This is a genomic window from Streptomyces alboflavus (assembly GCF_000716675.1).
GTDB classification, from domain to species: Bacteria; Actinomycetota; Actinomycetes; order Streptomycetales; family Streptomycetaceae; genus Streptomyces; species Streptomyces alboflavus.
On the sequence record NZ_JNXT01000003.1, the window covers coordinates 130,472 to 154,898 of the forward strand.

The 24,427-nt window shown below is 72.4% G+C and carries 22 protein-coding genes; 9 read left to right on the plus strand and 13 right to left on the minus strand.

Annotated features, from left to right (window positions below):
- Together OO63_RS03365 and melA are read left to right on the plus strand one after the other, a co-directional pair.
- Positions 1-969, plus strand: coding sequence for a carbohydrate kinase family protein (locus tag OO63_RS03365; RefSeq protein ID WP_030356381.1), 969 nt, complete (start codon positions 1-3; stop codon positions 967-969).
- Between the two features lie 2 nt (positions 970-971).
- Positions 972-2,285, plus strand: coding sequence for an alpha-glucosidase/alpha-galactosidase (gene melA / locus OO63_RS03370; protein ID WP_030356382.1), 1,314 nt, complete (start codon positions 972-974; stop codon positions 2,283-2,285).
- A gap of 46 nt (positions 2,286-2,331) precedes the next feature.
- Here the strand turns inward: melA and OO63_RS03375 are convergent, their stop codons facing one another.
- From OO63_RS03375 to OO63_RS03385, 3 genes are all read right to left on the minus strand, one after another.
- A complete protein-coding gene (locus OO63_RS03375; protein ID WP_380831579.1) occupies positions 2,332-3,249 on the minus strand; it encodes a glutaminase in 918 nt (305 codons plus the stop codon).
- A 163-nt stretch (positions 3,250-3,412) separates the two neighbouring features.
- Positions 3,413-3,970, minus strand: coding sequence for a hypothetical protein (locus OO63_RS03380; RefSeq protein WP_030356384.1), 558 nt, complete (start codon positions 3,968-3,970; stop codon positions 3,413-3,415).
- 117 nt (positions 3,971-4,087) lie between these two features.
- Entirely contained in the window at positions 4,088-5,113 is a 1,026-nt protein-coding gene (locus OO63_RS03385) for a Leu/Phe/Val dehydrogenase (RefSeq protein ID WP_051810496.1), read from the minus strand.
- Between the two features lie 430 nt (positions 5,114-5,543).
- Between OO63_RS03385 and OO63_RS03390 the strand changes: the two genes are divergently transcribed.
- The 6 genes from OO63_RS03390 to OO63_RS03415 all read left to right on the plus strand — a co-directional run bounded on the left by OO63_RS03390 (position 5,544) and on the right by OO63_RS03415 (position 10,929).
- On the plus strand, positions 5,544-6,014 hold the full coding sequence (locus OO63_RS03390; protein WP_234310983.1) for a hypothetical protein: 471 nt from the start codon (positions 5,544-5,546) through the stop codon (positions 6,012-6,014).
- 141 nt (positions 6,015-6,155) lie between these two features.
- Positions 6,156-6,485: an SCO4225 family membrane protein gene (locus OO63_RS03395; RefSeq protein ID WP_030356387.1), complete on the plus strand. Its 330-nt coding sequence runs from the start codon at positions 6,156-6,158 to the stop codon at positions 6,483-6,485.
- Positions 6,486-6,703: 218 nt separating this feature from the next.
- Complete coding sequence (locus tag OO63_RS03400) at positions 6,704-7,711, plus strand: D-alanyl-D-alanine carboxypeptidase family protein (RefSeq protein ID WP_234310985.1); 1,008 nt, start codon at positions 6,704-6,706, stop codon at positions 7,709-7,711.
- Entirely contained in the window at positions 7,708-8,793 is a 1,086-nt protein-coding gene (locus OO63_RS03405) for an endonuclease/exonuclease/phosphatase family protein (RefSeq protein WP_063750354.1), read from the plus strand. Before OO63_RS03400 ends, OO63_RS03405 begins: the two co-directional genes overlap by 4 nt.
- Before the next feature lie 71 nt (positions 8,794-8,864).
- Positions 8,865-9,617, plus strand: a complete 753-nt coding sequence (gene cseB, locus OO63_RS03410) for a two-component system response regulator CseB (protein ID WP_030356390.1) — start codon at positions 8,865-8,867, stop codon at positions 9,615-9,617.
- 1 nt (position 9,618) lies between these two features.
- Positions 9,619-10,929, plus strand: coding sequence for a sensor histidine kinase (locus OO63_RS03415; RefSeq protein ID WP_051810497.1), 1,311 nt, complete (start codon positions 9,619-9,621; stop codon positions 10,927-10,929).
- Positions 10,930-10,968: 39 nt separating this feature from the next.
- On the opposite strand, the gene OO63_RS03420 is transcribed toward OO63_RS03415, so the two are convergent.
- The 7 genes from OO63_RS03420 to abrT all read right to left on the minus strand — a co-directional run bounded on the left by OO63_RS03420 (position 10,969) and on the right by abrT (position 19,570).
- Positions 10,969-12,504 carry a carotenoid oxygenase family protein gene (locus tag OO63_RS03420; RefSeq protein WP_030356392.1) on the minus strand — a complete coding sequence of 512 codons (1,536 nt, stop codon included), beginning with the start codon at positions 12,502-12,504 and terminating at the stop codon, positions 10,969-10,971.
- Positions 12,505-12,688: 184 nt separating this feature from the next.
- Entirely contained in the window at positions 12,689-14,212 is a 1,524-nt protein-coding gene (locus tag OO63_RS03425; protein ID WP_030356393.1) for an amino acid permease, read from the minus strand.
- A gap of 47 nt (positions 14,213-14,259) precedes the next feature.
- Positions 14,260-15,222, minus strand: coding sequence for a hypothetical protein (locus OO63_RS03430; RefSeq protein WP_030356394.1), 963 nt, complete (start codon positions 15,220-15,222; stop codon positions 14,260-14,262).
- Between the two features lie 331 nt (positions 15,223-15,553).
- Entirely contained in the window at positions 15,554-16,981 is a 1,428-nt protein-coding gene (locus OO63_RS03435; RefSeq protein WP_078618852.1) for an XRE family transcriptional regulator, read from the minus strand.
- A gap of 164 nt (positions 16,982-17,145) precedes the next feature.
- Positions 17,146-17,955, minus strand: a complete 810-nt coding sequence (locus OO63_RS03440) for an endonuclease/exonuclease/phosphatase family protein (protein WP_078618929.1) — start codon at positions 17,953-17,955, stop codon at positions 17,146-17,148.
- Between the two features lie 268 nt (positions 17,956-18,223).
- The gene (locus tag OO63_RS03445) at positions 18,224-18,655 is read right to left on the minus strand and encodes a hypothetical protein (RefSeq protein ID WP_087882620.1); all 432 of its coding nucleotides are present in this window, start codon (positions 18,653-18,655) and stop codon (positions 18,224-18,226) included.
- Positions 18,656-18,832: 177 nt separating this feature from the next.
- Positions 18,833-19,570 carry an HTH-type transcriptional regulator AbrT gene (gene abrT, locus OO63_RS03450; protein WP_078618854.1) on the minus strand — a complete coding sequence of 246 codons (738 nt, stop codon included), beginning with the start codon at positions 19,568-19,570 and terminating at the stop codon, positions 18,833-18,835.
- Between the two features lie 89 nt (positions 19,571-19,659).
- On the opposite strand from abrT, the gene OO63_RS03455 reads away from it, so the two are divergent.
- On the plus strand, positions 19,660-21,321 hold the full coding sequence (locus OO63_RS03455) for an MFS transporter (protein ID WP_051810501.1): 1,662 nt from the start codon (positions 19,660-19,662) through the stop codon (positions 21,319-21,321).
- Positions 21,322-21,610: 289 nt separating this feature from the next.
- Here the strand turns inward: OO63_RS03455 and OO63_RS03460 are convergent, their stop codons facing one another.
- Genes OO63_RS03460 through OO63_RS03470 form a run of 3 tightly spaced genes read right to left on the minus strand, consistent with a single transcriptional unit; the run spans position 21,611 to position 24,133 of the window.
- Positions 21,611-21,841 carry an acyl carrier protein gene (locus OO63_RS03460; protein WP_030356400.1) on the minus strand — a complete coding sequence of 77 codons (231 nt, stop codon included), beginning with the start codon at positions 21,839-21,841 and terminating at the stop codon, positions 21,611-21,613.
- Between the two features lie 59 nt (positions 21,842-21,900).
- Complete coding sequence (locus OO63_RS03465) at positions 21,901-22,935, minus strand: beta-ketoacyl-ACP synthase III (protein ID WP_030356401.1); 1,035 nt, start codon at positions 22,933-22,935, stop codon at positions 21,901-21,903.
- Positions 22,936-22,945: 10 nt separating this feature from the next.
- A complete protein-coding gene (locus OO63_RS03470; RefSeq protein WP_158798876.1) occupies positions 22,946-24,133 on the minus strand; it encodes a beta-ketoacyl synthase N-terminal-like domain-containing protein in 1,188 nt (395 codons plus the stop codon).
- Positions 24,134-24,427: the final 294 nt, after the last annotated feature.

The window sequence follows — 24,427 nt, forward strand, 5'->3', positions numbered from 1 at the left end:
ATGCCGCCCGCGTACGACCTGCTCGTCATCGGGGACGCCAACCCCGATGTGATCCTCGGCCCGCTCACCGGGCCCCTCGCCTTCGGCCAGCGCGAACAGCTCACCGAGACCGGCTCCCTCGTCCTCGGCGGCTCCGCCGCGATCATGGCCTGCGGAGCGGCCCGCCTCGGCCTGAGAGTGGCCTTCGCCGGGCGCGTCGGAGACGACGACGCGGGCCGCTACGTCCGCGACACCCTCACCGCCCACGGCGTCGACACCCGCGCCCTGACCCTCGACACCAGCCGCCCCACCCCGCTCACCGTCGTCCTCACCCGCGGCGACGACCGCGCCGTCGTGACCTCGCCCGGCACCCTCGCCACCACCTCCGGCAGCGACGTGCCGCCGGACCTGCTCGCCGACACCCGACACGTCCACACTGCCTCGTACTTCCTCCAGCCCCGGCTCGCCGACGACCTGCCGGACCTGCTGCGCACCGCGCGCTCGCACGGCGCCACCACGTCCCTGGACACCCAGGACGACCCGTCCGGCACCTGGGGCGGGGCCGCCCTCGACGCGGTGCTCGCCGAGACCGACATCCTGCTGCCCAATGCCCAGGAAGCCGTGTCCCTGGCCGGGGCCCTGAGCCCGGCCGGGCCCGCGGTCGTGACCCCGGAGCGGGCGGCCGCGCTCCTCGCCACCCGCGTCCCGCTGGTGGTCGTCAAGAACGGCGCCGCCGGAGCCCTGTGCCACGACGGCCGGGCGCTGATGTCGGCGCCGGGCCTCGCCGTGACGCCCAAGGACACCGTCGGCGCCGGAGACAGCTTCGACGCCGGATTCGTCGCCGCCACGCTCCACCGCCAACCTCCGCACCAGGCGCTGCGGTTCGCCGCCGTCTGCGGAGCCCTGTCCACGAGGGCCCGCGGGGGCACCGCGGCTCAGCCCAGCTGGTACGAGACCCTCATCCACGCCACTCCCACCGGAGCGCACTGATCATGACGCACCCCAGAATCGTCTTCGTCGGCGCCGGCAGCGTCGAGTTCACCCAGGGACTGCTCGCCGACCTCTTCGCCTTCCCCGAGCTGCGGAGCGCCCACATCGCCCTGCACGACATCGACCCCGAACGCCTCGCCACCGCAGAGGCTGCCGCCCGCCACATCGCCCGCGTCCGCGGGGCCGACGCCCGCATCACCGCCCACGCCGACCGGCGCACGGCCCTGACCGGCGCCGACTTCGTCATCAACATCGTCCAGATCGGCATGGGCGAGGCGACCCGCACCGACTTCGACATCCCCGCCCGCCACGGGCTGCGCCAGACGATCGGCGACACCCTCGGCGTCGGCGGCATCTTCCGCGCGCTGCGCACCTTCCCTTTCCTGAAGGAGCTCGGCGAGGACATCGCGCGGCTCTGCCCCGATGCCTGGCTGCTCAACTACACCAACCCCATGGCCATGAACATCCAGTACTTCACCCAGGCCACCGGCCTCACCCGGGTCGTCGGCCTGTGCCACTCCGTGTACTGGACCATGCAGGACCTGGCCAAGCTCGTCGACGTCCCCTACGCCGAGATCACCTACCGCGCCGCGGGCGTCAACCACCAGGCGTGGGTGCTCCGCTTCGAGCACCAGGGCCGCGACCTCTACCCCCGCCTCGACGAACTCATCGCCGGGGACGAGCAGTTGCGGCGCCGCGTACGCGTCGACATGTACCGGCGGCTCGGCTACTACCCGACCGAGACCAGCGAGCACTCCTCCGAGTACGTCCCCTGGTACCTGCGCCACGACAGCGAGATCGACCGGCTGCGGCTGCCGATCGGTGCCTACCTCGACATCGTCGACGAGAACGTCGCCACGTACCATCGCACCCGCGACGCCCTCGCCGCAGGCGCGCCCCTCACCGTCGAGGGCACCATGGAGTACGCCCCGCAGATCATCCACAGCGTGGTCACCGGCACCCCGCGCACCGTCTACGGCAACGTCCCGAACCACGGCCTCATCGACAACCTCCCGGCCCACGGCGTGGTCGAGGTGCCCTGCCTCGTCGACGCCACCGGCATCCAGCCGACCCGCGCCGGCACCCTGCCCCCGCAGCTCGCCGCCCTCAACCGCGCCTACCTCAGCACGAACGACCTCGTCGTCCGCGCCGCCCTCGACGACGAGCCGCGGCACATCCGGCACGCGGCCATGACCGACCCGGCGACCGCGGCGACGCTGACGGTGGATCAGATCTGGCGGCTGTGCGACGAGATGGCGCACGCGCACGCGGACCGGCTGCAGCCGTCGCTGCGGGTGGGACCGGCGGACGTGTGAGCCGGACGGGTCAGCAGGAGCGACGACTTCGCGCAGGGTGTGCGGATCAGAAGACGGACAGTCCCGTGAGCGTGGTGAAGCGGTCCAGTGCGGCGACCCCCGCCACGGAGTTGCCGCGCTGGTCGAGGCCGGGGCTCCAGACGCAGACGGTGCAGCGGCCGGGGACGACCGCGATGATGCCGCCGCCGACCCCGCTCTTGCCGGGCAGGCCCACGCGGTGGGCGAAGTCGCCCGCGGCGTCGTAGGTGCCGCAGGTCAGCATGACCGCGTTGACCTGCTTGGCCTGGCTGCGGGTGAGGAGCGTGGAGCCGTCGGACCGTATGCCGTGCCGGGCCAGGAAGCCGGCGGCGAGGGCCAGGTCGGCGCAGGACGCCTCGATGGAGCACTGCCGGAAGTACTGGTCGAGGAGCGTGGGCACGGGATTGGTGATGTTGCCGTACGACGCCATGAAGTGGGCGAGGGCCGCGTTGCGGTCGCCGTGCGCGGTCTCGGAGGCGAGCACCGCCTCGTCGAAGTCGAGCCGGTCGTTGCCGGACTCGGCGCGCAGGAACGCGCGGAGCGTCCCGGCCGCGTCGCCGGTGAGGGCGTGCAGGCGGTCGGTGACGACGAGCGCGCCCGCGTTGATGAACGGATTGCGGGGGATGCCGTTCTCGTACTCCAGCTGCACCAGGGAGTTGAACGGGTTGCCCGACGGCTCCCGGCCGACGTGCTCCCACAGCAGCTCGCCGTCGAGCGAGAGGTCGAGGGCCAGCGTGAAGGCCTTGGTGATGGACTGGGCGGAGAAGGGCCGCTGCCAGTCGCCGACGCCGTACACCGTGCCGTCCAGCTCGGCGACGGCCATCCCGAAGTGCCGCGGGTCGGCCGAGGCGAGCGCCGGGATGTAGTCGGCGGGGCGGCCACGGCCCGGCAGGGCCTGGATCTCGGTGGCGATGCGGTCCAGGACGGGCTGGAGGGACGACGGCACGGGCACTTGCTCCGGTTTCGCGCGGTATACGGGGGTGTCCGCAGTACCTTAAGGCAGACGGGCCGCGCCGCCGCTCCGGGCCCGGGGTGACGCGGCGCGACGCCCCGCCACCCGAGGGGCGGCGGGGCGTCGCGCGGGAGTCAGCGGGTGCGCGCACCCGGGACTACTTGTGGTCGACGAACCACTTCGTGCAGCCCTTGCCCCCCGAGACGGGGAAGACGCAGCTGCGCACGGCGTAGGACTTGTTGCCGCCGATCTGGAGCTTCACGGTCTTCGTGACCATCCAGTCGCGCACGTTCGCGTCGAACCAGCTCGCCTTCTTGCTGCAGCTCTTGTAGCCGCCCTTCTTCTCCTTGATGTACTTCGTCGAGGGGTGCTGCACGTGGTTCTTCATCTTGAACGGCTTGATGCTGCGCTGGACCTGGACCTTGTCGCCCTTCACGATGTCCTCGGCGTAGGCGCGGGCCTTCTTGTCGCGGAGGCTCTCCGTGTCGATGCTGGTGAAGCGCCCCTTGTATGTGCGGTGCCCGCTGTCCCGGTAGATCCCGACGCCGGGACCGGAGCAGAACGCCCTGGCCTCCTGGGCGTTGGACGTCCCCGTCGCGGTGCGGGCCTCCCCGGTGCCGGAGTCGGCGGCGGCCGGCAGGCCGGTCGCCCCGAGTGCGCCCGCCGCGAGGAGCAGCGAGGCGACGCCGATGGTGGTCGTGCGGTTCTTGGTCATGAGATCTCCCCGTTGTCGTCTCTTGAACCGGCCACCATGTTCGCGGCCTCCGTCCGACCGGCTCCAGGTGTTTCGGCCGGGTCCGAAACACGGGGAAACGCTGGACGGCGGGGCGCGTCAGCGAGGGCGGAGCCGCTCCCTGGCGAGGGTGAGCGCGGCCTCCGTCGGGGGCACACCGGAGCGCCGCGCGCGTTCGATGACCGTGGCCACGCGTGCGCCGACCTGACGGACCCGCTGCTCGGCCCGGGCGTCGTCGTGGCAGCGGAGCCGTTCCTCCAGGAAGATCAGGCCGCCCGCGTTCACGCAGAAGTCGGGCGCGTAGAGGATGCCGCGGGCCTCGAGCGCTGCGGCGTGCTCCGGGGCGGCCAGCACGTTGTTCGCGCCGCCCGCGATGATCCGGCAGCGCAGCTCCGGCAGCGTACGGTCGTCGACGACACCCCCGAGGGCACAGGGCGCGAGCACGTCGCACGCGGTGGCCGCCGCGGTCGCGGGGTCGACGACGCGCGCGCCGACGCTCCGGGCGACGGCATCGGCACGGCGAGCGTCGATGTCGGACACCAGGAGCTCCGCGCCCTCCGCCGCCAGGAGCCGGGCGAGGGCGGCGCCCACGTTCCCCGCGCCCTGCACGCACACCCGGACGCCCCGCATGCTCCCGTCGCCGCCGGTGGCGCGCAGACAGGCCCGTATCCCTTCGAGGACGCCGAGGGCCGTCATGGGGGAGGGGTCGCCGTCGGCACAGACCGGCGAGGCCTCGGTGCCGATCACCGCCAGGTCGGCCTGCGTGGTGCCGACGTCGTTGACGGGGATGAAGCGTCCGCCGAGGGTGGCGACGAAGCGGCCGTGGGCACGCAGCAGCGCCTCGGACTTGTCGCGCGCCGGGTCGCCGAGGACGACGCTCCAACCCCCGCCGAGATCGAGCCCAGCGGCCGCGGCCTTGAGGGTCATGGCCCGGGCGAGGCGCAGGCCGTCGTCGAGGGCGGCGGTCTCGTTCGCGTACGCGTGCATGCGGACGCCGCCGAGCGCGGGGCCGAGGGTGGTGTCGTGCAGGACGACGAGGGACCGCAGCCCGGTTCGGGCGTCCTGATGGAAGAGTGCCTGCTCGAAGCCGCCGGACCGAAGCCGGTCGAAGATCGTGGAGGTCATCCGGCCATCGTGGCAGCGGCCACTGACAGGGCGGGGCCATCGGGAACCTCGCGGTCCTCATCGCCGCCTCGGAGGCCGCGGGCCGCGCGTGACGGCGGTGACAAGTGGGAAGGCTGACCGCCGGACATCGAATCCGGGGCACACCGCGCCCAGGTACGCCGGGACACGGGGGCACATCATGGCGACGACGACACCACCGGCACGCGGGCGACGGGCGCGGCCCGCGCATCGACGGTCCACGCGATCGACGGATCCATGGGCGACCCGCCTGACGAGTCCACGGGCGACCCGCCGGGCGGATCCATGGGCGACCCACCTGACGAGTCCACAGGCCATCCGCCGGACGGATCTACGGGCGACCCGCCGGACGAGTCCACGGGCGACCCGCTGGGCGGCGACCCTGGTCCTCGCCGCGCTGGCCCCCCTGACGGTGACCGCCTGCGGCGGCTCGGACGACGCCGACGACAAGCCCGGATCCCACGGGCGGACCTCGAAGTCCCCCTCCGCGCAGGCCTCCTCCGGGAAGCCCTCGGCCGCGCCGTCGGTGTCGGCCGCCGACGGGCGTGACGTCGGCGCCTGCGCGGACGGCGACTGCGAGATCGCGGTGTCCGAGAAGGTGACCTTCCGCTTCAAGGGCCCGCGGGGCCCCGCGACCCTGTCCGTGACCGAGGTCGGCCCGAACAAGGTCGCGTACACGGTGAAGTCGGGCAGCGGCCGGGCGAAGGGCGGCGCGACCGGCCCCGGCCAGGGCTGCATCACGGTCCTCCGTACCAACGGCAGCGGCAACTCCTGCGGCGGGCTCGGCGACGCCACCCGGCCGAGCCCCCAGCCCGACGCCGTGGTCATCCAGGCGGCGACCGGCGAGGGCGGGACGGCGATCCTCCACATCGTGTCCCGCTGACACCCTGGCGGGCGGCGCCGGGGCGGAGCACGCTGGAGCAAGGGTGTCGAGGTCGAAGCCGACGCCGACGCGGTGTCGTGGACGGTTGTCCGGTACGGGGGCCGCGGTCCGCACACGCCCGCCAGCGAGGAGCACAGTGCCGTGACCGAGTCCAGCCGTCCCCTCCACACGCTGTTCCGCGCGCTCACCAACGTCGTCTCCGTCGGGTACCTCGCCGCCTGCGTCCTCCTCCTCGCCTGGGCCCACTCGGTGAGTTCCGGCGACACCCCCGACGCCTCGCTGGCCGGAGTGTGGCCGTTGTTCGCCACCCTGCCAGTCAGCTTCGTCCTGTTCCTCACGCCCGGTCTGCCGGGCGGCCCCGGCGGGCTCGTCCTGGCCGTCTGCGTCGGCGCGCTGGCGAACGCGATCGTCACCGGCGCGACCTTGGAAGCCTTCCGCAGCGACCGCCGACGCGCCGGACCGACGGCCTGAGCGCACCGCCGCGCCAGGCGGTGTCGTCGTCGACACGGCCGCGCAGCCCCGAGGACCTTCCGCCCTCCGGCCTGCTCACCGATACCGCTGATACCTGGCTGACACACAACCGCGCGCCGGTGGATGCACGGCCCTGACCGGCCGGATGCGGTGCTCTCCGAGGCTGGCGGAGCACGCGGGAGAGCCCGCGTGCTCCGGGCGTGGAGAGGCGGTCGTCGGTGAGGGTGCGTCGGGTACGGGTTGCCGGGGTGGGCGAGGCGCTGCGGCGGGGGCCGCACCGGGGCAGGGCGCTGTGCGCGGCCGCCGCCGTGCTGGTCGTGGCGGGGGCGGGCGGCTGGATGGTCCTGCCCGGTGGTGAGAGCGGCGGTGGGGGTGCGGACGGCCGGGGGCTCGGCTCCGTCGGGTCGCTGGGCCTGCCGTGGCCCGACGAGGGGCAGACGAGCATCGAGGTGCGGGGCGTCGGCAGCCTCGGCAGCAGGGGCGGCCGGGAGCCGGTGCCGATCGCGAGCGTCACGAAGGTGATGACCGCGTACGTGATCCTCAAGGAACACCCTCTCGACCCGGAGGAGCAGGGGCCCCGGATCACCGTCGACGCGGACGCCGCACAGGAGTCGCACTCGCTCAGCGAATCCACCGTGGAACTCCGCGAGGGCCGCCGCCACACCCAGCGCGAACTCCTGGAACTGCTCCTGCTCCCTTCCGGCAACAACGTCGCCCGCCTCCTCGCCCGTTGGGACGCCGGAAGCCAGCAGGCGTTCGTCGCGAAGATGAACCGCGCCGCCGACGAGCTCGGCATGACCCGCACCACGTACACCGGAGCGAGCGGCTTCGAGTCCAGCACCAAGAGCACCGCCGACGACCAGCTGAAGCTCGCCCGGCAGGCCATGAAGCAGCCCGCGCTCCGTGAGGTGGTCGCCCTGCGCGACACCACGGTGCCCGGCGTGCCCGGCACCGTCACCAACACCAACCGGCTGTTGGCGAAGCCCGGCGTCATCGGCCTGAAGACCGGGTCGAGCACCCCCGCGGGCGGCAACCTCATGTGGGCCGCCGAGGCGAAGTCCGGCGCCGAGCGGCACCTCGTCCTCGGAGTCGTCCTCGGGCAGCGCGCCCACACCACGCCCACCGAGGGCCTCGCGGCGGCGATCGACAGGAGCGGCGCCCTGATCGACGCCGTCCAGCGGAACCTTCCCGGCGCCCTGCGCGCCAAGGAGCAGGTGGGGTCATGACGTCCTTGCACGACGGGCTCACGGAGCGCACGGCCGGTACGGACGGGCCTCTGCTCGCGGCGGCGTGGACCTCCGGGGCGGCCGCGCCGACCGGGGACCCCGGGGTGCCCGCCGGGAAACCCGGGGTGCCCGCCGGGAAACCGGGAGCGGACCGCACCGACGGCGGCCCCTGGCGCCGTGGCCGCCTCGTCGCCGCGGCCGCCGGGCTCCTCGCTCTGGTCATGCTCGGCCACACCTGGGTGCCCCACCGGTTCGGCAACCCCGGCAGCCTCCTTGAGACCTTCCTGCCCTGGCTGGGCGGCGGCGTGCCCCTGCTCCTGGTGCTCGCCGCCGTGCGCCGCTCCGCGACCGCCGCGCTCGCCGTGCTGCTCCCGGCCGTCGTCTGGTGCTCCCTGTTCGGCGGCATGGTCATGGACAAGCGCTCCGACGGCGGCGACCTCACCGTCGTCAGCCACAACGTCCACGACCAGAACCCCGACCCGGACGGCACCGCCCGCGCCCTCGTGGCCTCCGGCGCGGACCTGGTCGCCCTGGAGGAACTGTCCCCGGGCACGGCACCGGAGTACGGGCGCGTCCTGGACGGCCGCTACCCGCACCATGTGGTGCAGGGCACGGTCGGGCTGTGGAGCAAGTACCCGCTGCGGGGCGTGGAGCCGATCCCGATCATGCCGTGGACGCGCGCGCTGCGGGCCACCGTCGAGACCCCGAAGGGCCCGCTCGCCCTGTACACCGCGCACCTCGCGTCCGTGCGTGTGCACCCGGGCGCGGGCTTCGCCACGGCCACCCGCGACGAGGCCGCCGAGAAGCTCGCCGCCGCCGTCCGCGCCGAACGGCTGCCCCGCGTCGTGGTGGTCGGGGACCTCAACGGCACGACCGACGACACGGCCCTGCGCCCGCTGACCGGACAGCTGCGGTCGGCGCAGCAGGAGGCGGGCGACGGCTTCGGGTTCACCTGGCCCGCGTCGTTCCCGGTCGCCCGGATCGACCAGATCCTCGTCAAAGGTGTCACCCCGGCCTCGTCCTGGACCCTGCCGCGCACCGGCAGCGACCACCTGCCCGTCGCGGCCGCCCTGACCCTGTGACCACGGCGGGAGCGGATACCGTCGTGATCAGCGGGTCAGGACCCCGTACGCAACGACCCTCAGGTGACGAGATGCCACAGCTCCCCTACGAACCGGCGGGACGCCCCGCACCCCGGGAAGGCGGCCCCGCCGCCCCCGTGCGCGTCCTGCTGATCGAGGACGACGACACGATCCGCAAGTCCGTGGGCATGGCCCTGGAGCGCTACGGCTACGAGGTGGCCACGGCCCCCGACGGGCTCACGGGCCTGGAGATGTTCCGGGAAGGACGGCACGACCTGCTCCTGGTCGACGTCATGCTGCCCCACCTCGACGGCATCGGCCTGTCCTGCCGGGTCCGCGAGACGAGCCAGGCCCCCATCCTGATGATGTCCGCGCGCGGCGACGCCCTGGACGTCGTCGCGGGCCTGGAGGCGGGCGCCGACGACTACATCGTCAAACCCGTCGACACCACGGTCCTCGTCGCCCGCATCCGCACCCTGCTGCGCCGCGCCACCTTCACCGCACCCGCCACGGCCGACGCCCCGGCGCCCGACGGCGGCGGCCTGCTCACCTTCCGCGACCTCACCGTCGACACCCGCGGCCTCGAAGTCCGCGCGGACGGCCGCCTCCTCGCGCTCACCCCCACCGAACTCCGCCTGCTCCTTGAGTTCGTGGCCGCGCCCGGCATCGTCCTGGAGCGCCAGACCCTGCTGCGCAAGGTGTGGGACTACGGCTGGGAGGGCGACAGCCGGGTCGTCGACCTGACCGTGCAGCGACTGCGCAAGAAGATCGGCGCCGATCACATCGAGACGGTGCGCGGTTTCGGCTACAAGTTCCGGCGCTGACATGGGACGTACGACAGCTGACGAGGGCCGCACCTCCGTCCCGCAGTTCCTGCGCCGCCTCGCCGACCCCCGCTCCCTCCGCTGGAAGATCGCCGCGGGCGTGGCCGCGGCCGCCTGCGCGATGGCCGTGGGCATCGGCCTCCTGGTGCACGAGAGAACCGAGTCACGGTCCATGAGCATCGGCCATGGCACCGCGCTGCGCGAACTGGAGGTGGCCGAGTTCGAGTACCGCGACGGCAGGTCCGCGAGCCGGAACCCCTCACAGACTCCCGGCTATTTCGCCGGCGACCAGGTGCCGGACGAGCTGCGCCGCCGACTCGCCACCGACCCCGGCCCCCTCACCTGGTACGACACGAGCAAGCCGCTGCAGGGCCCGTTCATGTGGGCGGCGAGCCGCGTCGACGGGACCGATGTGGCCGTCCGCATGGACATGGGCGCCGAGAAGCGCAGCCTGCAGGCGCTCGACCGGCACATCCGGTACGCGGCCATCGCCACCCTCGCCGTCGTCGTCCCCCTCACACTGCTCGCCGCCGAACTGGTGCTGCGGCGCCTGCGCCGGGTCGCGGGCACCGCCCGGCGGATCAGGAACGGCTCCCTGGACGCGCGTACCGCGAGCCGCGGACACGACGAGATCAGCGAGATCTCCTCGGCCGTCGACCACATGGCCGACGCCCTCCAGGAGCGCCTGCGGGGCGAACAGCGCTTCACCGCCGACGTCGCCCACGAACTGCGCACCCCGCTCGCGGGCCTCGTCACCTCCGCCTCCCTGCTGCCGGAGAGCGAGGCCACCGACCTGGTCCAGGACCGGGTGCGGGTGCTGCGGGCGCTGGTGGACGACCTGCTCGAGATCTCCCGCCTCGACGCGGGCGCAGAGCACGCCGACGCGCAGCCCGTGCCGCTCGGCGACCTGGTCACGGAGTCCGTGCGCCGCACCGGCCTCGACACCCGGATCACCGTCGTCGGTGACCCGACCGTCGAGACCGACCCGCGCCGCGTCGACCGCATCGTCACCAACCTGGTCCTGAACGCCCACCGCCACGGCGGCGCACCGGTGGAGGTCACCGTCGACGCCACCACCGCTCACGCCGTCACGGTCGTCGTGCGCGACCACGGCCCCGGCTTCCCCGCCGACCTCCTCGACCACGGCCCCCAGCGCTTCCGCACCGGCGCCGCCGAACGCGGCCACGGCCACGGCCTGGGGCTGACCATCGCCCTGGGCCAGGCCCACGTCATCGGGGCCCGCGTCATGCTCGCGAACGCCGAGCCGCACGGCGCCGTCGCCACCCTGAGCCTGCCTCGTCGGCTCACCTGATCCGGGAGCGGCGCACGGAGGAGGTGGGCCCCGGCGCGGCTACGCCGCCACCCAGCTCCCGTGGAAGCCGAGCGGCACCCGGCCCGGCAGCTGGACGCGGGCGAGCGGGCGGCCCGTGAAGTCCTGTGCCGCCAGGATCACCAGGTCGGTCGCGCCCCGGTCGGGATCGTTGACGTACGACACGATGTAGCCGTCGTCCTCGTCCCGTGCGCCGCGCCGGGGCACGAACACGGGCTCGCTCGCCGCCGCGCCCTTCGGGAAGCGGTGCACCTGCCGCGTACCGCGCAGGAAGTCGTGCTTCACCAGGCAGTTGGTGAACTTGGTGTCCGGCGGCACCCCGTCGACCGTCTCGTACGCCGTCCACATGGCGGCCGCGCTGGCCGTGTAGCCGTAGCGGTGCCGGCGCGCGATCAGGGACTCGTTGACGCGGGGGAACTCCTGCGGGCGGTCGTCGACGCGGGAGCTGCGGACCCGGCCCGCGCGCAGGTCGATCGTCCAGCGGTCGAGGGCAGGGGACCCGGTCGCGGAGGGTCCGCCGTTGCCGCGGCCCGCGGCGTAGAACGGGGCGGGCATGGAGGTGAAGTCGACGATCACCGAGTCGCCCTGGTCGTAGGCGTTCAGGGTGTGCGAGTAGTACACGGGGTCGACCTCGAACCAGCGCGCGGAGCCGCCGGCACGGGGCAGCACACCCACCCGCATCGGGCGTTCGTCGTTCCAGATGTACGGCACCAGCGCGCCCGCCTCCGCGGCCTCCGCGTCGAACGTGATCGGGACGTCCACGATCACCACGTACTTCTCGGTGAGCGCGAAGTCGTGCATCATCGGCGCGTCCGGCACCGGGACCCTGGTGGTCCTCGCGACGCGGCCGGTCCGGTCGATCATGATGTGCCGGACGTGGTCCCAGGTCGGGTAGTACGCCACCGCGTGCAGTTCGTCGGCGGCCGCGTCGTACTTGGTGTGCGCGGTGAACGCGCCCTTGAGGGTGGAGCGGAAGTCGTGCGGGCGCAGGGTGTTGAGCTCGCCGTCCAGTTCGTAAGGCAGCGGCCCGCCTTCCTGGAGCGCGAGGATCCGCCCCTTGTACGGGATCACATGTGTGTTGCAGGCGAAGTCGTCCGGCGGCACCTCGCCCGGGTAGGTCTCGCCCAGCTTCTTCGCCACCTGCGAGGAGCGCACCCACCGGTTGCGGTACCACTCCGCGCGCCCGCCGCGCAGCCGCACCCCGTGCACCATGCCGTCGCCGAGCATCCAGTGGTGCGCCCGCGGGTCCTCGACGCCGAGCGCGTTCGGCCCGGTGCGCAGGAACCGGCCGTCCAGGTCGCGCGGCACCCGCCCGACGACCTTCAGGTCGAACGCGGTGAGTTCGTCGGTGACGGGGGCGAAGGCGCCCTCCAGGAACGGATTCGCCCCCGCGGCCGCTGCCGTGCCCGTCCCCGCGTGGGCCGGGCCCGGCGTCGCGGCCCGTGCCGCCGGGGCGTGCCCGCCGAGCCCGAGGCCCCCCGCCACTCCGGCCGCCGCCGCGAACGTCGCGCCCCGGAGGATCCCGCGCCGTGTGTGACCGGGCGTCTGACTGGTCATCGTGCAACCCCGTTCGTGTCGGGGCCCCGGCGCTCGCGCCGGGGCCGTCGCTGGTGACACGGAGAATCCTGCTCCGGTACGGGGCGGGAGTCAGGAGGCCTGGGGCCCGGGCGTGGGTGGCGTCAGCACCACCCCCGCCGCCGGGTCCGGGAGCCACCGTCGGCGGGCGGGACGGCGCCGCGCTTCATCGCCGTGCCTCTTGGCGCTCGGGGACGGACGCGCCGGAGACGTCGCGGGGACGGTCGGGGTTCAGGAACCACTTGCGCGCCGAGACGAGCCACCAGGTGCCGCAGAAGGCGACGACCACACCGACCGCGACGGGCGCGTAGTTGAAGGTGTCCCGGGTGACGGGCGAGCTCTGCGGCAGCATGAACAGGACCGTGATCACTGCGACCCAGGCGATCGCGATGGTGCCGACGATCGTGGACCAGGAGCCGAGGTGCCAGGGGCCGCGTTCGAAGCGGTCGCCCTGGCGCAGGCGGAGGTAGGTGGGGATGACGTAGGCGATGTAGAGGCCGATGGTGGCGATGGAGGTGACGGCCGCGTACGCGGTGCTGTTCCACAGGTAGGGCAGGCCGAGGGCGAAGGCGCCGCCGGTGGCGAGCCAGACGGCGTTGGTGGGGGTGCGGGTGGTCGGGTTGAGCTTGTGCCACGTCCGGGAGAAGGGCAGCGCGCCGTCGCGCGAGAAGGCGTAGATCATCCGGGAGTTCGCCGTCACGGAGGCCATGCCGCAGAAGAGCTGGGCGACGATGATGACGAGCAGCATCCACTTGCTGGCCGTCGTGCCGAGCGCGTCCATGAGGATCTGCGCCGGGGGCACCCCGGTGTCCGAGTCGAGGGCGCCGGAGTACGACTGGATGGCGAAGGTGAAGCCGAAGAGGAGGACGAACCCGGCCACGAGCGAGACGATGATCGAGCGGACGATGCCCTTGGGCCCCGCGGTGGCCGCGTCGATGGTCTCCTCCGTCATGTGCGCGGACGCGTCGTAGCCGGTGAACGTGTACTGCGCCATCAGCAGGCCGATGGCCACCACGTAGATGCTCGACGAGAAGCCGGTGTTGTTGACGAACTCGCCCAGGACGAAGCTGGTCGACTGGTGGTCGTCGGGGACGATCGCCAGAGCGCCGCAGATCACGACGACACCGATGACGTGCCACCAGATCGACACCTCGTTGAGGAACGCGACGATGCGCACGCCGAAGGTGTTCAGGGCCCCGTGCAGGGCCAGGATGCAGCCGAACAGGATGATCGTGTGCTCCGGCGTGGCCTCGAAGCCGAACTGCAGGTCCAGCAGGGCGTTGAGGAACGTCGCCGCGCCGAAGTCGATGCCCGCGGTCACGGCGATCTGGCCGAGCGTGTTGAACCAGCCGGTGAACCACGCCCAGGCCGCCCGCGAGCGTTCCGGCGCCATCCGATGGGCCCAGAAGTACAGCCCCGCGCTGGTCGGGTACGAGGAGCACACCTCCGCCATGGCGAGGCCGACGAAGAGCGTCATGACGCCGACGAACAGCCAGCCCCACATGATGACCGCCGGGCCGCCGGTGTTCAGGCCGTAGCCGTACAGGGTCATGCAGCCGGACAGGATGGAGATGATCGTGAAGCTGACGCCGAAGTTGGCGCGGCCCGACATGGAGCGGGAGAGCGTCTGCTGGTAGCCGAGTTGCTTCAGGCGTTCCTCGTCGGAGACGCGGGATACATCAAGAGGCACGGGTCGTCTGTCCTTGGTCTGTGAAAGGGGGCGGGGAGCGGGCGGTGCTAGCGGCGTCGGCCGCGCGGCGGGTCGTGGGCCCAGGCGCGGTGGCGCTTGAACAGCTCGGTGGCGGGGCCGCAGTAGGACCACGGCACGGTCGTGGCGTACGGCCCGATCGCGTCGAAGACCTCCTGGGCCTCGTGGTGGCGGTTCGCGAACGACAGGGCGTGGGCGAGGTAGTTGGCGTCATCGGCGAAGCAGGCGTGCGGGTGGGGCGCGCGATGGCGCCACCAGCGGTCTAGGACCAGGTCGGTCGTCGGGCACTCCACCCAGGGGTGGATCGTCAGGCCGTACCCGTCCTGGGCCCGCTCCTGCCGCGACCGGTGCGCCTCGGCGAGGACCACCAGGGGCAGGACCGCCAGCGGCAGCCCCGGCGGGGCGACGGCCGCCTGCTCCTCGGCCCACCACATGGCCTCGCCCTCCTCGCCGTGGTTGCGGGCGAAGAGATACGTCACCACCTCGTGGTGGGCCTCGCGGTTCCAGGGATCGCGTTGCTTGATCTCCTCCCACACGTGCCCCAGCGTGTAGCGGTCGGGGGCGTGGGTGCGCAGCAGCGCGAGCATGACGAGCAGGGGTGCCACGTCCTCGGGCCACAGCCGCTGCACGTCGGCGCAGGTGTGCCAGGCGTCCTCCATCAGCGTCCTGCCCTCGTCGCGGCCGGCGATCATCGCGCGCAGGGCCTGCACGTTGGCGAGCAGGGCCAGGGCGTGCGGGGAGCGCGGCTCCGCCTCGGCCCAGGTGTCGGCGAACCGCAGCCGCGCGCCCGCCTCGGCGAGTACCTGGAGCTGGAAGATCCTGCGGTCCCAGTTCGCGCCGGTGGCCGTGAGGAGGTCGCGTGGGCCTTCCCAACGGCCCATCGAGGCGTCTTCGAGCACCTGGCGCAGGGCCGTGTCGTCGCGTGCCGGGTGCGTGTCGAGTGCCCGTCCGACCGCGTTCCTTCGCGCTCCCAGGCGACGCCCGGACGTCATGCGTGCCGTGTGCGGGGGTCGTTGGCGTTCATGTGCCGGTCGTTGGCGTCCATAGGCAGGTTCTTCGCACCCCAAGCTCGGTCAGATGGCTCAGCTGGCTCTGTCGCGGTGGTGCTGTGCCGTGCGGTGCTCGGGCGCGGTGGCGCACCGGCGAATGGCGCCGCATGGTGCTCGGCCGGGCGCGGCGGTACGTCGCGCAGGTCACGCGCGGTCCGCCCGGAGCTGCCCGGAACGACGCGGTCCTACTGTGGTCAGCGGGCCCGGCGCCCGACAGTGTTTCTCCGTTGCGCAACAGGGGGCAGCGATGAACGCGGCCCGGACTGGGCACACTTCATCCCTGTTCGACCTGCTCGACCCGCTCGGCTGCCTCAGTCACCTCAGCCGCCTCTGCCTCCCCGGGCTCGTGCGGCGGCCAGTCCCGCGCGGTGCCCACGTACCAGCCGACCAGCCGACGCAGGGCCTCCTGGCACGCGGTCGCCGACTCCTCCTCGGCGGCGCGCTCGGCGGCGTAGTCCCGCAGCAGGTCGTGGCGGAGGTAGCGGTCGGGCCCCGTCTCCTCGAGGAGGTGCACGGCGGCCAGGACCTCCAGGAGGCGCCGGGTGTGGCCGAGGGGCCGGTCCACGAGGGCGGCCGCGGCGGCCGCACCGATCGTTGCTCCGGGGAACAGGCCGAGGAACCGGAAGGTCCGGGCGGCCTCGGCGTCCAGGGCGCGGTACGAGGACGACAGGGCCGCGCGCACCGCGAGGTGCGGGTCGTCGATGTCGGTGAGGACGTTCAACCGGTGCTGCCGGTCGGCGAGTTCGGCGACGGCGTCGGCGATGGACCGGTGCGGGAACGTGGCGAGGCGCTCGGCGGCGATGCGCAGGGCCAGCGGCAGGTGCGCGCAGCGCCTCGCCAGGTCCGCCGTCGCCGTCGGCTCGGCCGCGACCCGCTCCGGTCCTGCGACGGCGCTCAGGAGGTCGGCGGACTCCGACTGGTCCATCGGCCGCACCGAGAGCCGGTGGGCGCCCGCCTTGACGGCGAGCCCGGTCAGACGGCGTCTGCTGGTGACGAGGGCGACGCAGCCGCGCGCGCCGACGAGCAGGGGTTCGACGTGCCGTGAGCCCGCGGCGTTGTCCAGGATCACGAGGATGGGGCGCCGCACGGCGATGCTGCGGAAGACCGCGGCCCGCTCGGCCTCGTCCGCGGGAACGGCGGCGGCGGGAAGGCCGAACGCGGTCAGGAACTGTTCGAGTACGTCGGCCGCGGCGAGCGGCCGTGCTTCGGGGGAGTTGCCCTGGAGGTCGGTGAACAGCACGCCGCCGGGGAACCGGTCGGCGATCTCGTAGGCCCACCGGAGCGCCACCGTGCTCTTGCCGACGCCCGCGGGACCGTCGAGGGCGACCGTCAGGACGCTCTCTCTTCGATTTGCATCCGCGAGGAGTACGTCCAGTTCCTTGAGGAGGGCCCGACGGCCCACGAAGGCGGACGCTCCCGGCGGCAGCTGCGCGGGCCGGAGCAGTCCGACGGGGCCGCTCCGGTCGGCCCGGGCGAGCGCGATCAACTCGCCGTCGAGGGCGAGCAGTTCGTCGCAGGCGCGGGCCAACTCGTCGGTGGGGATGGCCCGCCCGTTCTCCACCCGGCTGATCCAGCCGGGGCTGTAGTGCAGGAGCCGCGCCATCTGGCGCAGCGACATACCCCGACTTTCCCGCCGTTGTCGCAGCACCGCCCCTAACCGGGGCTGCCCTCCCCGCCCGGTGATGATGCCGTCCCCCCGCATGCGTCCTCCCAGACTCGCCTCGGGTCGGTCAGATCATGTGCGCAGGCGAACGATACGGAGTCTGGGGCCCGCTGGGGAGTTGGCGGACCGGAGCAATGCGAGAAGCAGCCACGCGCAGGGGCGGCGGAACGCTGGTTCGGGCCGGACCGGACGGCCGGACGCGCCTACTTCACGTCCACGTCGGCGTACACGGGGTGGTGGTCCGAGTACGCGCTGGGGCGCACGCTCTGTTCGAGCGGGGCGATGTCCCGCAGGAAGATGTAGTCGAACTTGAGCTGCCAGTCCGTGGTCGGCTCGCAGGTGCCGCTCCCGGTGAGCGAGGGACGGCACTGGGGGTCCGCGTCGGTGGCGAGCGGCCACATCTTGCCGAGTTCTGGGGTGTCCGGCACCGCGTTGAAGTCGCCGAGGACGATGGCGCGGTCGTGCCGGGCGACGGCGGCGGCGAGGACGTCGACCTGCTTCTCGCGGAACTCGGGCTGCTGTCGCTGGGCGAGGTGGGTGTTGAAGACCCGGATGTTCCGGCCGCCCACCTTCGTGGTGACGGCCATGTACCCGCGGTCCTCGGACCCGCCTTCGGGGTACTCCACGTGCACGCGGTCCGTCATCGGCGCCGCCGAGAGGATCGCCTGCCCGAAGCCACCGGGGCTCCACGGCCAGCCGCCGCACCGGCTCCGGTTGCGCAGCACCGACCCGTACTCGACGTGGTAGACCAGCCCGTGCAGGTGCCGCAGATAGTCCCGGATCCGCTCGACGTCCCGCACGCACGCCTCCTGCATCCCGATGACCTGCGGCGCGTACTTGGCGATCTCCGCCGCCCTGCCGACGTTGTTCTCGTCGCCGCAGGGGTTGCAGATGTTCCACGTCATGACCCGGTTGGGCACGATGTCCTTGACCGGCTCGACGGGCGGTGCCCCGGCGAAGTGGGCACCGCTCGGCGTACTGGGGCCGATGAGCATCAGACAGGCCAGCGTCATGGCGCCCGCCAGCAACCGCGTGGCCCTTCCGAGCACCGCCGCCTCCTCCACATGGCCACACGCCGCATCCGGCGTCTCCCAGCATGAGGTTATGGGACGGGGAGATCGGCGACGCACGCGGTGTGCCGTATCGCGCCGCGTGCCACCCGCCTGCCGCGCGACGGTCCGCACAGCACGCAGCCCCGGGCGCGGGGCTGCTCCGGGGCTGTGCGTGGGGGACTGTCCTGTTGTCGAGCGGTGGCTTCGGCGGCGGGTGGGCGCCGCCGTGTCACTGGCCGGAGGCCCAGCGTTCGTGGGCCGACGGTTCGCGGCCGAGGAGGGCCATCGATCTGGTCTGCGCCGTGGAGCGCGGCACGCCCATCGCCTTGGCCAGGCCGCCGTAGGAGCCGCCGAGTTCGCGGTAGCGGCGGACGGCGGCGTCCCTGACGCCCTCGAGCGCCGGGATGAGCCGCTGGTCCAGGGCGCGGACGAGGGAGTGCAGGCGGTTCAGGTCCTCCTCGGGGACGCGGTCGCGGCCGTCCCGCTCCAGGGTGCGAAGGAGCAGCAACGCCCACTCCAGGGTGCGGGCGAACTCCCCGACCTGGTCGGTTCCGCCGGACAGGTCGCAGGCCTCGTGCGAACTGGCCACGATGATGTCCGGGATGCGCTGTTCGTCTTCGTACGGCTCTCGAAGCTCGGCACGCACGACCACATCATTCATGGCAATCCCCTTTGGGGTTCCGTATACGGCGCGTGTCGCTGATTGCCGGTGCCCCGGGCGGGAGTCAGCAGCTGTTGACATCCCGGGAGCGTGCCAAATGTACCGGACAACGAGGTTGGGATTTACGGTTTCTTAACGACGTCTGGACGGGACGCTCGGGCGGGGTGTCCGTTTCGGTCATGAGTTCATCGACCGCATCTGGTCCATACCGGACACCATGCACTCCAGGCCGTCACGGAAGCGCTGGCCCGTGCTGCTGGAGGCGCTGCGCTTGACGTAGTCGGTGAGGGATTCCGGATGGTCCTGCGTGGCCGTGCTGAGGTAGGGCCCGAGGCGGCTCGCCCACTCCTCCTCGCTCTCGGCGCTCTGCCGGGCCATGGCCTGCCAGGAGGCCTCGGAGAGGGCCGCGCCCACGGTGTAGTAGTAGATCGCGGAGAGCGCCGAGTCCAGCTGGCGGGGGGAGAAGCGGGCCTGCTCCAGGATCTGGATGATGGCGCTGGTGTGGGCGAGGGCCCGGGGTCCCACCGGAGGGTGACCGCCCATCAGTTCGATCATCCACGAGTGCTCGAGCAGCACGTCGAACAGGTCCGTCGCACAGGTCTGGATGTCGGCGCGCCAGTTCCCCGAGCCGGACGGCGTGGGTGGGTCGGGGAAGACGGCGTCGATGGCCAGTTCCAGCAGGTCGTCCTTGGTCGGTACGTGCCAGTAGAGCGACATCGGCGCCGAGTTCAGTGAGTCGGCGAGCTGGCGCATGCGCAGGTTGCGCACCCCTCCTTCGTCCAGGAGCCGCACTGCGGCCCGCACGATCTGCTCCCGGCTCAGCGGCTGCTTCGCCGGCCGCTGTTTGAGCTCCCGCAGCCAGATCGAGCCAGGTGGGCCGTTCGGTGTCGTGTCTCGTCCAGAAGTTTCAGTCACGTCTCTATGCTAACGCAGACTCGTACGCCGTACGATAGATGGTATGCCGTACGGGAACACAGTCGACGGAATCCCGAAGGAGGCCGGCCATGGATGGCGTGGTGGACGACAGGCAAGGCGGGGACAAGGGAGGGGGCGGCGAAGTCCCCGGGGCGAAGAACCGGTGGGCGGTGCTCGGGGTTCTCTCTCTGAGCCTGCTGGTCGTCGCCCTTGACCTGACCGTGCTGAACGTGGCGCTGCCCACGCTCAGCACCGAACTCGAGCCGTCGTCGGTGCAGTTGCTCTGGATCGTCGACGTCTACTCGCTCGTGGTGGCGGGGCTGCTGATCAGCTGCGGCACCCTCGGCGACCGCCTCGGCCGCAAGCGGTTCCTGTGCCTGGGCTTCGTCGTCTTCGGCGCCGCATCGGCCGCCGCGGCCTGGGCGAACGGGCCCGAGATGCTGATCGCGGCCCGCGCGCTGCTCGGCATCGGCGCCGCGATCATCATGCCGTCGACGCTGTCGATCATTCGCAATGTCTTCACAGATCGCAAAGAGCGCACCGTGGCGCTCGCCGTGTGGGCCACCATGTCCGCGGCCGGCGCCGCGGTCGGACCCGTGGTCGGCGGCGTCATGATCGAGCACTTCTGGTGGGGCTCGGTCTTCCTCATCAACGTGCCGATCATGATCTTCGCGCTGTTCGCCGCGGTGACCCTGGTGCCGGAGTCCAAGCACCCCAACCCGCCGCGCTGGGACACCATCGGCGCGGTCCTGTCCATCACCGGCCTGATCTCGCTGGTGTACGCCATCCAGCACGGCGGCGCGGAGGGCCTGGAGGCCCAGACGATTGTCACGGGCGTCCTCGGCCTCGTCCTGCTCACCGCCCTCGTGCTGCGGGTGCTCCGGGTGCCCGATCCGCTCTTCGATCCGGCGCTGTTCCGCAACCGCGCCTTCTCCGTGGCGGTCGTGAGCGTGGTCCTCGCCATGTTCGGCATGGGCGGCCTGATGCTCCTGCTCACCCAGCACTGGCAGTTCATCGGCGGCGCCTCGCCGATGGAGTCGGGCCTCAGGCTGTTGCCGCTCCTTCTCGCCACCATGATCGGCGCTCCGATCATGTCGGTCATCGTGCCGAGGTACGGCACGCGGTACGCGATGATGATCGGGATGGGCCTGATCGGCGGGGCGTTCTTCGTCCTGATGAACGTCAAGCCCGACACCGAGTACTGGGTCTTCGCCATCGCCCTCGCGGGCATCGGCGCCGGGGCGGGCTGCGCCATGACGGCCGCGTCCGACGCCATCATGTCGACGGCCGAGGCGGAGACCGCGGGCGGCGCCGCCGGCATCGAGGAGACCTCCTACGAACTCGGCAACGGGCTCAGCGTCGCCATCATGGGCAGTGTGGCGTCCGCGCTGTTCCGCAGGGAGATGGACACCTCCGTCCCCGGCGTGGACGAGAAGTCCATGGACGCGGCGCGGGAAGGCATCGCCGATGCCGTCGGGGTGGCCAAAGCGCTGCCGGGCTCCGGGGGCGACGCGTTGGAGCGGCAGGCCGACAACGCGTTCGCGGACGCCTTCGGGTTCACGTCGCTGTGCACCGGCATCCTTCTCGTCCTGGTGGCGATCGCCGTGTTCCTGTTCATCCCGCGCGAGGCCGGGCGGCTCACCCCGGCGGCCGAGGACGCGGGTGGCGACCCCGAGGGGAGCGTGGACCTGGTGAAGCAGGCGCCGGGGGAGTCGGTGGAGAACCGGACCGAGTCCGCGGACCGGGCCTGAGCGCAGGCGCTCGGCGCCTCGCAGCCGTACGCCGCCCGCGCGTCGCAGCCGCCCGGTCCATGGGCGGGTGCGGCGCGCGGACCGTGCCGGTGAGTGGTGCCCGGCACGCGGGTGGGAGCTACGCGCTGGGCGTGCCGGCCGTGGCGGGGAACGATCGGTGAGGCGCATGGGGGAGTCCCGCGCGGGGCGCACGTCGAGACAGCCGGGGCCCGTCACGGGTCCCGGCTGTCCTGCGTCGGTGTTCACGCCCGTGCGCGCGGCTCTCTCGACGGGCCGGCGCACGGTCGCCTCAGGACGCGCGCTTGCGGCGCTCGACGAGTTCCAGAATCTTGTCGAGCCGCTCCAGCTCCACCACCTCGTCGTCACTGATCTCGATGCCGAGCCCCTTCTCCAGGGCCAGGGCGAACTCGACCGAGGCCAGGGAGTCCAGGCCCAGGTCCTCCAGCGTGGACTCCGGGGCGATCTGATCCTCGGAGATGTCGAATTCCTGGGTGAGCAGGGTCTTGACCGTTTCGTACACCGTTTCCTCCCGGGAGCGCAGTGTCGGTGGGGCCGGCGCGGGGCCGCGCCGGGAGAACCTCACCCGCGATAGGTGTGGGCCGCGAAGGCCGTCACGTCCGGCCAGGTCAGCGAAGCCGCGCCCCAGGCGAGCCCGCCGCCGAACGCCGCGAGCAGCACCCGGTCGTGCGGGCGCAGCCTGCCCTGGGTCGCGGAGTCGGCGAGCAGCAACGGCAGCGACGCGGCCGAGGTGTTGCCGACGTGCTCGATGTTGGACAGGACCCGGTCGCGCGGCACGCCCAGCTCGTCGGCGACGGCCTCGCTGATGCGCGCGTTGGCCTGGTGGGTCGCGAGCCGGTCCACGTCCTCGACGCTCCAGCCGGAGCGCTCCAGGACGTCGAGCGCCGCCTGGGTCATGCGCTCCTTGGCGTGCCGGTAGACCTTGCGGCCCTGCATCTGCAGATGGTGGTCGGCGGCCTCGGGCACGGTGCCGGAGGAGCGCTGCCGGGCGCCGCCCGCGGGGATCTGGATCAGGTCGCTGTACTGGCCGTCGCTGCCGAGCCGGACCGGGCCGATGGCGCCGGGCTCGTCCGGGTCCCCGGCGCGCAGCACGACGGCCCCCGCGGCGTCGCCGAAGATGACGGCCGTGTTGCGGTCCTTGGGGTCGACGATGGCGGAGAACGTCTCGGCGCCGATGACGAGGACGTGGTCGGCGAAGCCCGCGGCGATCGCCCCGACCCCGGTCGACAGGGCGTAGAGGAACCCGGCGCACACGGCGGAGATGTCGTGGGCCGCGACGGGGCCGAGCCCGAGGGCGGCGGCGACCTCGGGCGCGGTGGCCGGGCAGAGGCGGTCCGGGGTCGCCGTCGCGAGGACGACGGAGTCGACGCTGTCGCGGCCCGCCGACTTGAGGGCCAACTGTCCGGCCTCGACGGCCAGTTCACGCGTGGCGGTGCCCGGAGGGACGGTGTGCCGCTCGGCGATGCCGGTGCGGCTGCGGATCCATTCGTCGGTGGTGTCGAGCCGGGCCTCGAGCTCGGCGTTGGTGACGGTGCCGGGCGGCACATAACCGGCGACGCCCGTCAGGACGGCCGCGCGGGTGCGGTGCTTGTCCATCTCCTTGGCCTCAGGCCTTCCCCAGCAGAATCGCGCTGCTGACCATGCCGACGGTGTAGTTGAAGGACAGCGCGTGCTCCACGCGCAGCGGCCGGGCGGTGGTGCCCGGCACCGGGTCGAACAGGCAGGCGTCGTCGGGGTCGACACAGCCCGCCGTCGGGAACACCTGGTCGCGCTGGATCATCAGCGACGTGGCCGCCACGCCGAGGCCGCCGAGCGGCCCGCCGTTGTGCCCGAAGCAGGCCTCCTGCACGGTCACGGGCATGCGCGTCGCACGGTCCCCGAAGAGGGTGTGCACGATGTTCGACTCCGTCTCGTGGAAGACGCGGTCGCCCTCGGCGCCGCCGTTGACGTAGTCGATCCGGTCCGGTTCGACCAGGCCCGCCATGGCGTCCCGGGCGGCCTGGACCATGCCGACACCCGCCCGGTCGATGGCGAAGGCGCTGTGCTGCGGGCTGCGCCGGGTGCGCTGCGACAGCATCCGGGCGTAGGGCGTCGCGCCGCGCCGCTCGGCGTGCGCGCGGCTCTCCACGACGATCGTGATGGAGCCGTTGCCCATGTTGGAGCCCGGGGAGTTCTTGTCGTACGGGCGCATCTGCGCGCCCATCGCCAGGGCCGCGTCCTCCATCGCGTCGACGGTGACGCCCTCCTCGACGCTCAGCTCGGCGTAGCGGTCGAGCAGGTCGGCGTAGTGCCGCAGGAAGTCGAGGCCGAACACGTCGGCGCCGGTGACCACCGCGACGTCCACCTCGCCGCTCGCGATCATCCGCTGCGCCATGCCGAGCAGCACCGCCGACGACGTACAGCCGTTGGAGACGGTGAAGTTGGGTCCTGTCCCGGCGACGACGGACACCTGGACGTTGGCCACGTCCATGGGGATGCCGGTGAGGGCGAGCCGGGTGCCGAGCTCGTTGATCTCGTCCTTGGTGGCCTTGGCGCGGTCGGTGGCGAGGATGTCGGCGTACTGGGCCGACCAGCAGTCACCGCCGTCGCGGGCGGCGAGGATCGCCGCTTCGGACAGCGCGCCCGCACGCCAGTCGAGCCCGGCGTCGACACAGGCCTCCGCCATGGAGGTGAGGCCGAGCAACTGCACCGGGGAATAGAGTTTCAGTGCCTTGACGGGAAGTTCGGGATAACGCTCCTTCACATCCGCGACATCGGTGCGCACTTGGCCGAAGAAGACACCGTTGTTTTCCACGTGGCAGGCGCCGGTGGAGACGATTTCCAGGAATTCCGCGGAAGTCGCACACAGTCCGCCAGGGCCTGGCAGTGCGAATCCCATGCCCGTGATCAATGTGTCGCGACCGGAATCCTGCTGCTGGTCCGCCATGAGACTCCCTGTGTTGCGTGCCACTGTCGACAGGTCGCCCGCACGCAGTGGGCGCATGCTGATGCACCGTGCTGTGCCGGTGACGGCTGCCGACGTTAGGCGCCGAAGGTGTGGGGGCGTAACCGGCCCCCGGTACCCGGTTCTCGCCCGCGGCAGGTATCG